14 protein-coding genes are annotated in these 13232 nt (G+C 59.7%); 3 read left to right on the top strand and 11 right to left on the bottom strand.

Annotation, left to right across the window (positions count from 1 at the left end; all coding sequences use genetic code 11):
• Positions 1-6: 6 nt before the first annotated feature.
• Both ACP7CJ_RS12650 and ACP7CJ_RS12645 read left to right on the top strand, forming a co-directional pair.
• On the top strand, positions 7-1422 hold the full coding sequence (locus ACP7CJ_RS12650; protein ID WP_426101799.1) for a PAAR domain-containing protein: 1416 nt from the start codon (positions 7-9) through the stop codon (positions 1420-1422).
• A complete protein-coding gene (locus tag ACP7CJ_RS12645) occupies positions 1419-1808 on the top strand; it encodes a hypothetical protein (RefSeq protein WP_276195800.1) in 390 nt (129 codons plus the stop codon). The genes ACP7CJ_RS12650 and ACP7CJ_RS12645 overlap by 4 nt, the downstream gene beginning before the upstream one ends.
• 454 nt (positions 1809-2262) lie before the next feature.
• On the opposite strand, the gene ACP7CJ_RS12640 is transcribed toward ACP7CJ_RS12645, so the two are convergent.
• From ACP7CJ_RS12640 to ACP7CJ_RS12620, 5 genes are all read right to left on the bottom strand, one after another.
• Positions 2263-3045 carry a MetQ/NlpA family ABC transporter substrate-binding protein gene (locus ACP7CJ_RS12640; protein WP_276195799.1) on the bottom strand — a complete coding sequence of 261 codons (783 nt, stop codon included), beginning with the start codon at positions 3043-3045 and terminating at the stop codon, positions 2263-2265.
• A 126-nt stretch (positions 3046-3171) separates the two neighbouring features.
• A complete protein-coding gene (locus ACP7CJ_RS12635; RefSeq protein ID WP_426101797.1) occupies positions 3172-4098 on the bottom strand; it encodes a sigma 54-interacting transcriptional regulator in 927 nt (308 codons plus the stop codon).
• Between the two features lie 49 nt (positions 4099-4147).
• Positions 4148-4729, bottom strand: coding sequence for an alpha/beta hydrolase (locus ACP7CJ_RS12630; RefSeq protein ID WP_426101795.1), 582 nt, complete (start codon positions 4727-4729; stop codon positions 4148-4150).
• Positions 4730-4958: 229 nt separating this feature from the next.
• Complete coding sequence (locus ACP7CJ_RS12625; protein ID WP_247395715.1) at positions 4959-5324, bottom strand: response regulator; 366 nt, start codon at positions 5322-5324, stop codon at positions 4959-4961.
• A 38-nt stretch (positions 5325-5362) separates the two neighbouring features.
• Positions 5363-6049, bottom strand: coding sequence for a Crp/Fnr family transcriptional regulator (locus ACP7CJ_RS12620; protein ID WP_247395716.1), 687 nt, complete (start codon positions 6047-6049; stop codon positions 5363-5365).
• 83 nt (positions 6050-6132) lie between these two features.
• On the opposite strand from ACP7CJ_RS12620, the gene ACP7CJ_RS12615 reads away from it, so the two are divergent.
• Positions 6133-6660, top strand: a complete 528-nt coding sequence (locus ACP7CJ_RS12615; RefSeq protein ID WP_276195796.1) for a DUF962 domain-containing protein — start codon at positions 6133-6135, stop codon at positions 6658-6660.
• A 124-nt stretch (positions 6661-6784) separates the two neighbouring features.
• Here the strand turns inward: ACP7CJ_RS12615 and ACP7CJ_RS12610 are convergent, their stop codons facing one another.
• The 6 genes from ACP7CJ_RS12610 to dibA form a co-directional block, all read right to left on the bottom strand.
• Positions 6785-7765: a sulfate/molybdate ABC transporter ATP-binding protein gene (locus tag ACP7CJ_RS12610; protein ID WP_276195795.1), complete on the bottom strand. Its 981-nt coding sequence runs from the start codon at positions 7763-7765 to the stop codon at positions 6785-6787.
• A 3-nt stretch (positions 7766-7768) separates the two neighbouring features.
• A complete protein-coding gene (gene cysW / locus ACP7CJ_RS12605) occupies positions 7769-8641 on the bottom strand; it encodes a sulfate ABC transporter permease subunit CysW (protein WP_426101793.1) in 873 nt (290 codons plus the stop codon).
• A 13-nt stretch (positions 8642-8654) separates the two neighbouring features.
• The gene (cysT, locus tag ACP7CJ_RS12600; RefSeq protein WP_247395722.1) at positions 8655-9473 is read right to left on the bottom strand and encodes a sulfate ABC transporter permease subunit CysT; all 819 of its coding nucleotides are present in this window, start codon (positions 9471-9473) and stop codon (positions 8655-8657) included.
• 168 nt (positions 9474-9641) lie between these two features.
• On the bottom strand, positions 9642-10652 hold the full coding sequence (locus ACP7CJ_RS12595; protein WP_426101791.1) for a sulfate ABC transporter substrate-binding protein: 1011 nt from the start codon (positions 10650-10652) through the stop codon (positions 9642-9644).
• A 75-nt stretch (positions 10653-10727) separates the two neighbouring features.
• Positions 10728-10910 (bottom strand): sulfur starvation response protein OscA, encoded by a 183-nt coding sequence (gene oscA, locus ACP7CJ_RS12590; RefSeq protein WP_003170956.1) that lies wholly within the window; start codon positions 10908-10910, stop codon positions 10728-10730.
• Between the two features lie 301 nt (positions 10911-11211).
• Positions 11212-13143 (bottom strand): phosphodiesterase DibA, encoded by a 1932-nt coding sequence (dibA, locus tag ACP7CJ_RS12585; RefSeq protein WP_276195777.1) that lies wholly within the window; start codon positions 13141-13143, stop codon positions 11212-11214.
• Positions 13144-13232: the final 89 nt, after the last annotated feature.

The raw sequence follows: 13232 nt of genomic DNA, 5'->3' as shown, positions 1-13232 counted from the left end.
AGAACAATGACTGAAGGTTATTTCATTGGCCGGGGTGATAAAACGACCTGCGGCGGGATAGTTCTGGATGGTGATCCGAGAGTTAACATATTCGGCCTGCTTCATGCTCGTGAAGGCGGCGACGTCACGTGTGGAAAAAATGGGCAAACTTATACGATAGTCGGTGGCGTATCGCACATAGTAAGTCATGGCAAGCGTGTGGCCGGCACGCTGGATAGTTTCAGCAGTTGCCCATGCCAAGCGCAGTTGCTCCCCTCCGTGTTCACGGCAACCTACGGCAATGAAGGCGTCGCACCACAAGCGGCCAGGCAAGCCGCTGAACCGGCCCCACCCCCCGTCACCAGCCGCCCGCAAACGCCGCCCCCATCAAGTTTCACGCCTTCAAGCCATCAGGCACCCGTGGCATTCAACAGCGTAGAGGCCCAGGAACCAGGCTTCTATGTGGTGCCAAAAAGCATGACTCGCGAAGCACTGGAGGCCACGCTTTTCTCCACCCGCAACACGGCCGTGATGCGTAAGTTTCAGGCGCTCAACCCTAATCTGAGCGAAGTTAAAGCCGGTTCCATGATCGTGCTGAGCGATCCGAACAACACCTCTTGTACCTACCAGGAAGCGCATCTGATGCAGGCCGCTCAACAGGTCGACGCCTCCCTCGATCCCTTGACGCCAGACGAGGCCGACTTTCTATATCGACACGGCGCAGAAATCGCCGGTTTTATCGGCCATACCTCAACCTGGCTAGGCGTCAGCGCGGTGGTGATGGAAAAGCACCTGGCCAATCTGCGCGACACCCTCCAAGCCATCGAACGTTTGCACCAGGAAACCTATCGCCAGCACGGCCACCTCAAATCGCCACAGTTCTTCGCCGAACGCCAGCGCCTGCTCGCGCAGTTGGATGCTCACCTTCTGAACTCCACTCGTCTGCGCGGCCAGACAACCTTGGGCGATCATCCCAAGTTGAAGACGGCACTCGGAATATCCAGTCGGAGCCTGGTACATCATTGGGACAAGGCCGGTGCGGCGGGGAAGATTCCGGGGTATTCCGCCCATGTAGAGGCGGTCAGTCGTGCAGCCAAATATATGAAGACGGGGGGCTATATCGCCATTGGTATTGGTGGCGTGTCCTCGTTGCTGGCTATTCAGCAGGTGTGTAAAGGCGGTTCTGACGCGGCTTGCGAGAAGATCAAGTTTACTGAAGGAGGAAAGTTCGGATTTTCTACTGCCCTCGGTGTTGCAGGTGGCGCTTTGGCTAGTTCTGCAAGCGGTTCGATCTGCTTAGCAATCGGTGTAGCTACAGGAGGTATCGGAGGCGTCGTCTGCGTCGCTGCCATAGTGGGAACTGGCGCATGGGTAGGTACGACTGTCGGTGGTATGGGTGGAGAATATATAGGTGGGAAAATCTACGAGGCCACACAACCTTGACCAGTATCGATAATTGGAATCCCTGGGTTGCGATCATTTTTATAGGAGTGCCCGGTCTGCTCGCAATTGCCGGTATTGCACACAGTCTGTACCTAAGCCGCTGCCACCTTGATGATATAAAGGAAGCCTTGAAGAACAGCCGTTACATTTATCTTTGGGGGCCAAGCCTGGGGAGACGGGGATTGATCTGGTCTCTCTTGGAAATATCAAAGATTGCCGGAATGGTCGTGTGGTCAAGGGCGTCCATCATTATTGGAGAGGTAAACCCTGCTGACCTTGAACACTTCCCACCTCACCTAAAACGGCATTTAGTCATCAATTTGATGGTAATGGCCACTGGTTTTACCTGGATGATAGTAGTAGCCATTTTGCTGGAGTTTAGATAGCTAAAGCGGGCCTCACCCGAGGCCCGCCATCAGGACGACTCGACTGACTCCCGATAGCGGTAGAACAGGCACAGTAAAAGATGACCGCCGGATTCGCGGGTTCGGCGAGTGGCAGCTATGGTTGTGGGGTCTGTGATTCGAGGGAGTGAACAATGAACAAAGCAAAACCGATTGATCCGCAGAAGCTGGTGAAGTGGCTGGTGGCGTTGCGAAGGGCGATCAACACCCGAGCGCTATGAAACCCTGAAAAATCCACTGTGAGATGAAAATCAAATGTGGGAGGGGGCTTGCCCCCGATAGCGGTGTGTCAGTCACCGATACTCCAACTGATCCACCTCCATCGGGGGCAAGCCCCCTCCCACCGTTTTGAGCGTATTCCAAACTCCAACCCTAAAAAAACGCCGACGCTATGCAAGCCGTCGGCGTTTAAACCTTGAAAGGTTTTACTGCTCGATCAGAACGCCGGCACGACCGCGCCGTTGTATTTCTTCTCGATGAAGGCTTTGACTTCCGGGCTGGTCAGGGCCTTGGCCAGTTTCTGGATCGCAACGCTGTCCTTGTTGTCCGGGCGCGCCACCAGGAAGTTCACATACGGCGACTTGGCGTCTTCGATGATCAACGCGTCCTTGGCCGGGTTGAGGCCGGCTTCCAGGGCGTAGTTGGTGTTGATCAGATCCAGGTCAACCTGGTCCAGCACGCGTGGCAGCAGGGCCGATTCCAGCTCTTTGAACTTCAGGTGTTTCGGATTGCTGGCGATGTCTTTTGGCGTAGCCAGCGCGTTGGTCGGGTCTTTCAGGGTGATCACACCGGCCTTCTGCAGCAGCAACAGGGCACGGCCGCTGTTTGAGCCTTCGTTCGGAATGGCCACGGTGGCGCCATCTTTGAGCTCAGAGATGTTTTTGATCTTTTTCGAGTAACCGCCGAAGGGTTCAACGTGTACACCCACCACGGTGACCAGGTTGGTGCCCTTGCCCTTGTTGAAGTTTTCCAGGTACGGCAGGGTCTGGAAGTAGTTAGCGTCCAGGCGCTTCTCGGCCACCTGCACGTTGGGCTGTACGTAGTCGGTGAAGACTTTGATTTCCAGATCCACGCCTTCTTTGGCGAGGGTCGGCTTGACCAGTTCGAGGATCTCGGCGTGCGGGATCGGGGTGGCGGCCACCACCAGTTTTTCGTTGGCCTGGGCGAAGCCTGCAGTCAGGGCAGCCGCCAATGCGGTAAACAACAGAACCTTTTTCATGCAGTGTCCTTATCGACATTCCGGGGCGTCTCTGACGACCGTATGGGTGTGGAGTGCCAGCGAAGTGCTATCGCGGCGTGAGAGCGACAATACCTAGATTTTTTATTCCCGAACAATATCTTTTATTCACGTTGATATTCCATTTTGTTCATGTAGGAATTTGCGCAAGGTTGCCTGCTCGGCCGCACTGGCGCTTTCGAATATCCGCTGCACCTGCTCCAGCGGCGAGCCGACGGTCGGCAGGTTCAAATGCTCCGGCAAAATCTCGTCGCCACTGCTGACCAGCAAGGCAAAGTGGATGACGTTCTCCAGCTCGCGGGTATTGCCCGGCCAGCTATGGTGTTCCAGCACACGCTGGGCCGCGTCGCTGATCAGCGGCACTGGCAGGTCCAGGCGCTGGCTGTAGATGCCGAGGAAGTATTCGGCCAGGGACAGGATGTCGCCGACCCGCTCGCGCAAGGCCGGCAGGTCCAGTCGGCCTTCGCTGAGGTAATGGAACAGGCGCTCATGGAACTTGCCTACGGCCACGGCCTGGGCCAGGTCAATGCTGGTCGCCGCTACCAGGCGCACGTCCACCGGGCTCGGCTGATGGGCGCCGACGCGGGTGACTTCGTGGTTTTCCAGGGCGGCGAGCAATTTGACCTGGATCGGCAGCGGCAAGTCGCCGATTTCATCCAGGTACAAGGTGCCGCCATTGGCCGAGCCAAACCAGCCGGCCCGACTGCTCGCCGCGCCACTGTGGGCGCCGGCGGCGTAGCCGAACAGCTCGGCATCGGCATACGTCGGGCTGATCGCGCCGCAATTGACCGAGACAAACAGCCCGGGGCGATCACTGCCCCGGTGAATATGCCGCGCGAGCAACTCTTTACCGCTGCCGGTCTCGCCGCGAATCAACACCGGCAAGGCGCGAGGCGCGAGGTTTTCCAGTGCTTCGCGCAGTTGCCGCGAACGTGGGTCGACGAATACCAGCGCCTTGGCGCGGATGCTCAGCGGGCTTTTTTCGGCGTCGGGGAAGGTCAGCAGCGGCTGACCGAAGGTTTCATGCAGACTCATGGCAGGCTCCCGCCCCCAATCCGCTCAGGGACGGGGCGTTGAAAAATGTTCAGGCCGTGCGCCGGGCGTGATGCTCCAGGCGGCTTTGCAGGCGATAGAGATACGCGAAACCCTGCTCCCAGCGCTGGTGGCCGGACTTCACATTGATATGCCCGGCGCCGGACAAAATGCCCGCTTCGGCGCCCCAATTGCGCGCCAGCTCCAGGGCCCTGGGGGCGCTGACGGCACTGTCGTTGTCGGAACTGACCACCTGGCTTGGAAACGGCAGCAGGTCGCGCGCAATCGGCGCAAAGTTGCGCAGGGCGGGGGCACAGGCCGGGCGTTCGACATCCGCCGGCGCCACCAGCAACGCCCCGCGTACCTGCCGCAAAAACTGCAGCGGTGCAGTGGCGGCCCAATGGGCCACGGTGATGCAGCCCAGGCTATGGGCGATCAGAATCACCGGGGTGCTGTCGGCGGCAATCGCCTCGGCCAGCGCGGCCACCCAGTCTTCGCGACGCGGCGTCAGCCAATCGGCCTGTTCCACCCGCGCACTGTTGGGCAGGCTGTTCTGCCAATGAGTTTGCCAATGATCTTCTGGCGATCCTTGCCAGCCCGGCACGATCAGGTAACGAATCGATTCGCTGTGCATGGGTGTGCCCTCCTGCAGCGTTTAACGTTGCTGAACAGTATAGGGACGGGGTTTATATTCGTTAAGGAATAAGAAGCTATTTATTAATAACTAAAAAATCAAACTATGAGAGGGGCGGTGTATCAGCTAGCGCATTCATCAACTGATCCACCGTCATCGGGGGAAAGTCCCCTCCCATATTTAACAGCCGGGCTTGCCCGCGATCGCGAGAGCCCAGGCCACACATCTGTCAGCGCCCGCGATCACGACGCAGTAGCTTTTTCACCCGCATGACCAGCGCCTTGTCTTCAAACGGCTTGAGCAAATAATCATCCTCATGCAATTCCAAGTCGCGCAGACGGTCTTCGATCCCACCCGGACTGGTCAGAAACAATACCGGCGTCTCGCCCTTGTGCCGAATCGCCTGCTGCAACTTCCAGGCATTCTGCCCGGGCAGCATCACATCCAGAATCACCAGGTCGTACTCGGTGCCTTCGACAAGCCGCTGCGCCACCATCCCGTTGGCCGCGACTTCCACCGAATAACCGGCTTCGTTCAAGCCCTGGGCCATCCGCTGTGCCTCTTCGGATTCATGTTCCACTAACAGCACGTGCATAACACACCTCGATTGGTCAGGCTTGCAGGCTAACACCCTCAGGCATGCGCCGCCTCACGCAGGCGCTGTGCATCGAGGATTTCGATCTCGCCATAACCCAGGCGCACGATGCCCTGGGCTTGCAGGTCCTTGAGCAAGGCGTTGGTGGTCTGGCGCGACAGGCTCAACATCGCCGCCAGGTCCTCCTGGGGCAACTGCAGCCGGCGTTTTGAGTGTTCGATGTCGCCGTACCCCTCAATGATCATCAATAAGCGATGGGCCAGCCGCACCGACGCCGGCATCAGGCTGAGCTGTTCGAGACCGATAAAACTCAGGCGCAACTTTTGGCTCATCAACAAGGCCAAGTCGCGCCAGTACTGCGGGGTTTCATCGAGAATCTTCAGCAATGCCTGCTGAGGCACCTGCAACACCGTACAGGGTCCGACCGCGCAGGCGTCGTGGGTGCGCGGCAGGCCATCGAACAGGCAGATTTCGCCGAACCAATAGGGCAACTCCACCAGGCTCAGCACCGCCTCCTTGCCCTGCTCGCTTACCGCGCTGATACGCAGGGTGCCGTCGAGCACCGCATACAAGCCGCAGGGTGGGTCACCACGCTTGAACAGGTATTGCCCCGCCGTCAGCTGCCGCAGCCGGGCGTGGGCCAGCAAACTCTGCTGAAAAGCGGCGGGCAGGTGGCGGAACCAGTGCCCGGTAGCCAGCCGGGGTCGCCATTGCTCTGCGTTCATGAGAACTCCGAAGATTGTCGCCCAGCTGACAGTTAGGCGAAGGCTGACAAGGCATGATCAAACATCCTACAGGAGGAATAACAATGAAAAGCCTCGTCGACCACCTCGGTCAATACGCCGCCTACCACCGCGACCCGCGCAATATCGCCAGCCACTTTATCGGCATCCCGCTGATCGTGCTCGCCGTCGCCGGGTTGCTTTCACGCCCGGAGTGGCCGCTGGCCGGGTTCTGGCTGTCGCCGGCGCTGATCGTCGCGTTGCTTGCCGCGTGGTTCTACCTGCGCCTGGAACTCGCGCTGGGCGTGCTGATGAGCGTGCTGATGGGCTTGTCGGTATGGGCCGGGCACGTGCTGGCGGCGCAAAGCACGACGGTCTGGCTCAGCGGCGGTGTCGGTATGTTCGTGGTGGGTTGGGTGATTCAGTTTGTCGGGCATTACTACGAAGGCAAGAAGCCAGCGTTTGTGGATGACGTGTCGGGGCTGATCGTCGGGCCGTTGTTCGTGGTGGCGGAGTTGGCGTTTTTGCTGGGGTTGCGGCATGAGCTCAAAGAGCAGATTGAACACCGCTCCGGGCCAGTCGCTCGCCGCGATCTAAAGCCGAGAGAAGCCTAAATGTGGGAGGGGGCTTGCCCCCGATAGCGGTGGATCAGTCACTAAAGATGTTGACTGATCCACTGCAATCGGGGGCAAGTCGAATCGTCGCACCGCCCCTCCCACATTGGGTTTGTGGCGGGGTTTAGGCTTTTTGCCAGACCTTGGGCTTGAAGAACAGGGTTTCACCACGGGTCAGGCCAGTCAGGCTGTCGTGGTCTTTCACCACTTCGGCCTCGATCAGCTCGCTCTGGCCTTCGACTTTCAAGGTCACCCGCGTGGTCGCCCCCAGCGGCCGGATATCGCGCACTTCGGCCGCATGGTGGTCTTCCAGTTCATGACGTGACAGCGACACTTCATGGGGGCGGAACAGCACGTGCTGGTCTTCACCTAGGTGCAGGCGGTTGGAGTCGCCGAGGAAGTGGTAGACGAAATCGCTGGCCGGGTTTTCGTAGACGTCGCCCGGTGAGCCGATCTGCTCGATCACGCCCTTGTTCATCACCACGATACGGTCGGCAACTTCCATCGCCTCTTCCTGGTCGTGGGTCACGAACACCGAGGTCAGGTTGATGTCTTCGTGCAGGCGCGCCAGCCAGCGGCGCAGCTCTTTGCGCACCTTGGCGTCGAGGGCGCCGAACGGTTCGTCGAGCAGCAGCACTTTGGGCTCCACCGCCAGGGCGCGAGCCAGGGCGATACGCTGGCGTTGGCCGCCGGAGAGTTGTTCCGGGTAGCGGTCCGACAGCCAGTCCAACTGCACCATGTTCAACAGTTCGTGGACTTTGACCGCGATCTGGCTTTCGCTCGGGCGCTGGTTTTTCGGCTTCATGCGCAGGCCGAAGGCGACGTTGTCGAACACGGTCATGTGGCGGAACAGCGCGTAGTGCTGGAACACAAAACCGACGTTGCGATCACGCACGTCGTGGCCGGAGACGTCTTCACCGTGGAACACGATGCTGCCCTCGTCCGGGGTTTCCAGGCCAGCAATGATGCGCAGCAAGGTGGTCTTGCCGCAGCCGGACGGGCCGAGCAACGCCACCAGCTCGCCACTCTGGATGTCCAGATTGATGCTGTTCAGGGCCTTGAAGGCGTTGAAATTCTTGCTGACATTACGGACTTCAATGGACATGGATTATTCCTCACCGCTTGCTGCGCGCAGGCGGTTGATACGGTTCTCGCTCCACTGCTTGAGCAGCAGGATGAAGAGCGCCAGGATCAGCAACAGGCTCGCTACCGCAAACGCGGCAACGTGGTTGTATTCGTTGTAGAGAATCTCGACGTGCAGCGGCAAGGTGTTGGTCACGCCGCGAATGTGGCCGGACACCACCGACACCGCGCCGAACTCACCCATGGCCCGCGCGGTACACAGCACCACGCCGTAGATCAGGCCCCATTTGATATTCGGCACGGTGACGTGCCAGAACATCTGCCAGCCATTGGCGCCGAGCAGCCGCGCGGCTTCTTCTTCCTGGGTGCCTTGTTCCTGCATCAGCGGGATCAGCTCCCGGGCCACGAACGGCACGGTGACGAAGATGGTCGCCAGCACGATGCCGGGCAAGGCGAACACGATCTGGATGTCGTGGTCTTGCAGCCACGGGCCAAAGAAGCCCTGGGCGCCGAACATCAGTACATAGACCAGACCTGCGATCACCGGCGACACCGAGAACGGCAGGTCGATCAACGTCACCAGGATGCTCTTGCCACGGAACGAGTACTTGCTCACGCACCACGCGGCGCTGACGCCGAACACCACGTTGAGCGGCACCGAGATCACCACGGCGACCAGCGTGAGCTTGAGCGCCGACAGCGCGTCGGGCTCAAGAATCGCGGTGAAGAACGCGCCGAGGCCATTCTTCAAGCCCTGGGACACCACGATAAACAGCGGTAGCAGCAGGAACAGGAAGAACACCAGCCAGCCCAGGCTGATCAGGATGCGCCGCGACAGCGCACTGCCACGCCGGGCGGCGTTGGCCGAGGACGCGGCGGAGATAGACGATTGGGACATGTTCCGCGCCTCCTTATGGGTGTTCGATGCGCCGCTGCAGCAAATTGATCAGCAGCAGCAACACGAAGGAAACCACCAGCATCAGCACACCGATGGAGGTGGCGCCGTGGTAGTCGTACTGGTCGAGCTTGACCATGATCAGCAGCGGCAGGATCTCGGTCTTCATCGGCATGTTGCCGGCGATGAAGATCACCGAGCCGTACTCACCGACGCCACGCGCAAACGCCAGGGCGAAGCCGGTCAGCCAGGCCGGCAGCAACGCGGGCACGAGGATGTAGCGGAACACCTGCAACGGCTTGGCGCCCAGGCAGGCGGCGGCTTCTTCGATTTCCCGGGGGATATCGGCGAGGACCGGCTGCACCGTGCGCACCACGAACGGCAACGTGACGAAGGTCAGCGCCAGGGTGATGCCCAAGGGGCTGTAGGCGATCTTGAAACCCAGGTCGGCGGCGAACTGGCCGACCAGGCCGGTCGGCGTGTACAGCGCGGTCAGCGCGATACCGGCGACAGCGGTGGGCAGGGCGAACGGCAGGTCGATCATCGCATCGATGATCTTGCGCCCGGGGAAGGTGTAGCGCACCAGCACCCAGGCCAGCAGCGTACCGATCACGCCATTGATCAGCGCGGCGTACAGCGCGGTGCTGAAGCTCAATTTCAATGCCGCCAGCACACGCGGTGCGGTGATGATGTTCCAGAACTGATCCCAGGTAAGTTGAGCGGCGTGTACGAACATCGCCGCGAGCGGGATGAGTACGATCAGGCTGAGGTACACCACGGTGTAGCCCAGCGTCAGCCCGAAGCCGGGTATGACGGGGGAAATACGACGCGACATAAGAGTCCTTGGTTAGCAGGTCTGACACACAAAACCCGCAGGTGAATGCGTGCTCTGTAGGAGCGGGCTTGCCCGCGAAAAACGTCAACGATAACGCGCACATTCTGGGTGCACGCGGTGCCTGGACCTTCTTCGCGAACAAGCTCGCTCCTACAGAGGGCGGTGTTTTTACTGCGCCGTGTAGATCTGGTCGAACACGCCACCGTCATTGAAGAATTTCGGCTGCGCAGTTTTCCAGCCGCCGAAGTCTTTGTCGATAGTCACCAAATCCAGTTTCGGGAACTGCTGGGCGTATTTGGCGGCGATTTTCTCATCGCGTGGGCGGTAGAAGTTCTTCGCCGCAATCTCCTGGCCCGCCGGGCTGTACAGGTGCTTGAGGTATTCGGTGGCGATCTCGGTGTTGCCCTTTTTCTCGGCGTTTTTGTCGACCACGGCCACCGGCGGTTCGGCGAGGATCGACAGGGACGGCACGACGATATCGAACTTGTCGGCACCACCGTCTTCTTTCAACGCCAGAAACGCCTCGTTTTCCCAGGCCAGCAGCACGTCACCCTGACCGTTGTTGACGAAGGTGATGGTCGAACCGCGCGCGCCCGTGTCGAGGACCGGTACGTGCTTGAACAGCGCTTGCACGTATTCCTGGGCCTTGGCTTCACTGCCCCCGGCTTTGAGGCCGTAGGCCCAGGCGGCGAGGAAGTTCCAGCGCGCACCGCCGGAGGTTTTCGGGTTCGGGGTGATGACCGACACGTCTTTCTTGATCAGGTCGCCCCAGTCCTTGATGCCTTTTGGGTTGCCCTTGCGCACCAGGAACACGATGGTCGAGGTGTACGGGGTGCTCGCGTCCGGCAGACGGGTCTGCCAGTTTTGCGGCAGGGTCTTGCCCAACTTGGCGATTTCGTCGATGTCACCGGCCAGCGCCAGGGTCACCACATCGGCGCGCAGGCCGTCGATCACCGCACGGCCTTGCTTGCCCGAGCCACCGTGGGATTGCTGGATCTTGACGGTGTCGCCGGGGTGGGACTGTTTCCAGAAATGGGTGAACTCAGCGTTGTAGTCCTGGTACAGCTCACGGGTCGGGTCATACGAGACATTGAGCAACTCGTAGTCCTTGGCCACGGCAGAGCCAGCAAACACGGCGCTGGCCAACGCAGCCAGGGCGTAACGGCGAATCGACGACATAGAAAGCTCCTGAAATTCTGGGGTGTTGGCTTTTTCTTATAGTTGCGGGTCTAGCGTGCGAATCGCCGTGGTTGCTTAGCTCGGTTTGTTACCCGGGTTCTGCAGGCGGAATTTTTCTTTGCGTTCGATCTGTACCACTTGAGCGTTGTGCACAGTGATTTCCACCGCGCCAAAGCGCAGATCGCGCAACGCGCTCTGGATCTCACGCAAAATGGCTGCTTCGTCCTGGCCGTCGACGCTACGTAGAGATGCGCTCATGGTCTCGCTCCTGAAATGAAGAGTGCCGCGCAGTAGCGGCACTGCTTGCGGCGTGAGGGCGATAGTAGATAAGCGCGGATATTCTTAAAAATACTATTTAAGAATGTTTATATAACCAAAAAGAATTTTCTGGCAGGACGCGGGGTTGCGAAGGTTTTGAGGGTGAAAATACTGACGCACAGACGCTGCTGACCCCTGAGGGAGCCGCGCTTACTCGCGATGAGGGTGTCGACAGGCTGCGAATATTTCGTCCGACAGTCCCTCACAGAGCGCAAGCCCGCACTCACATTTTGGCGGTGTTTCAAGTCTCGTTCGAGGAGGGCTGTCGAATAACGGGCGCCAGCGCCCAATCGATCTCACTCGCCGGCATCGGCCGCCCAAACCAATACCCCTGCCCCATGCCGCATTCGTGATCCAACAGGAACCGCGCCTGTTCCACCTGTTCAATCCCTTCCGCCTGGACCTGCATGCCCATGCTTTTCGCCAGGGCGATCACCACGCGCACGATGGCGGCGTCGTCTTCATCCCACGGCAACCCGGCAACAAAGCCCTGGTCGATCTTGAGCTTCTGCACCGGCAGGCGCTTGAGGCGCAGCAGCGAGGAATAGCCGGTGCCAAAATCGTCAATGGCCAGGCGCAGGCCAAGCTCGCGCAGGCGGTGCAGCTGCTCCAGGGCCACTTCGGGGTCTTCCATCACTGCGCTTTCGGTGACTTCCAGCTCAAGGTAAGCCGGGTCCAGGCCGGTGTCATGCAGCACCTGGGCGACTTGCTCATACAACTCGCGTCGCGCAAACATGCGGCTGGACACGTTGATCGCCATAAAGCTCAGCGGCGCGCCGTCAGCCAGCCACTGGCACATCTGGGCGCACGCCTGGTGCATGACCCAGGCGTCGATATCGGCAATCAGGCCGGTGCGTTCGGCGATGGGGATGAACTCGACCGGCGGCACCAGGCCGCGTTCCGGGTGCTGCCAGCGCACCAGGGCTTCGACGCCGACCAGGCGGCTGGTTTGCAGGTCGTGAACCGGCTGGTAGTAGACACGCAGCTCCTGCTGGTCGAGGGCGCGGCGCAGCTCGCTGGCAATCTCCACGCGGTTCTGGGCGTGGGCGGTCAACTCTTCGGTGTACAACGCGTAGCCTTCACGGCCGACGCTCTTGGCCTTGAACAACGCGGAATCAGCGTTACGCAACAACTGTTCGGCGCTCAGCGCGTCGCTGGGAAAAAGGCTGATGCCAATGCTCGCGCTGATAAACAATTGATGTCCATCAAAAACAAACGGGAGTTTCATCGCATCGAGCATGCGTTGCGCGAACGCGGCGGCTTGCACCACCTGTGGACAATTTTCCGCCAACACCGCGAATTCGTCCCCTCCCAGCCGCGCCAGCGTCACGCCGGGGCCGAACTGGCTTTTCAGGCGTTCACCGACCAGTTTGAGCAATTGGTCGCCGACGTTATGGCCAAGGCTGTCGTTGATGATCTTGAAGTGGTCCAGGTCGAGCAGCAGCAATGCACAGCCGCGTTTATGCACTTGCGCCGAAGCCAGGGCCTGCTCGGCGCGGTCGGTGAACAGCAGACGGTTGGGCAGGTCGGTCAGCGGATCGTGGTGAGCGAGGTGCGCCAGTTCGTGCTCGGAATCCTTGATCGCACTGATATCGGAAAACACCGCGACGTAATGGCTGACCTGGCCCAGGTCATCGTGAATCACCCGGATGGTTTGCCATTGTGGATAAATTTCGCCGCTTTTGCGCCGGTTCCAGATTTCGCCGCTCCACTCGCCGGTCTGCTCCAGAGCCTGGAACATCTGTTGATAAAAACTCGACGAATGGCGGCCTGACTTGAACAGGCTGGGCTGCTCACCCATGACATCTTCGCGCCGGTAGCCGGTGATCGCCATAAAGGCCCGGTTTACATGGACGATCTGCCCCTGGGCATCGGTGACCAGCACCCCTTCGCGGGTGCAATCGAACACGGCAGCGGCCTGGCGCAGGCGTTCGCGGCTCTCTTTCAGCGGTTGCAGCCGTTGGTTGACGTGTGCAAAGCGCGCACAAATCAGGTAAATCACCAGGGCGCTGATGGCCACCCACACGTAGCCGCGCAGCTGCAGCCACCGGTTTAACTCGTCCGGGTTATCGAGAAACTCGATCAATACCCGGTGAGTAAGCACGACCCACAGCAGCGAAACCAGCAGATATACCAACCCTGCGCGCCGGGCCCCTCGGTATGAAAACAACATATGGCCAATAATCCTTACTAAAAAGCTAGATTCGCCCTACAAAGGTTAGGGATTATAGAATAAGAAACATCCGCTCACTTCTATCTGAA

Origin of the sequence: Pseudomonas sp. PSPC3-2, assembly GCF_049897085.1 — a bacterium.
GTDB classification, from domain to species: Bacteria; Pseudomonadota; Gammaproteobacteria; order Pseudomonadales; family Pseudomonadaceae; genus Aquipseudomonas; species Aquipseudomonas paraveronii.
This window is presented reverse-complemented; position numbering and strand designations above follow the sequence as displayed.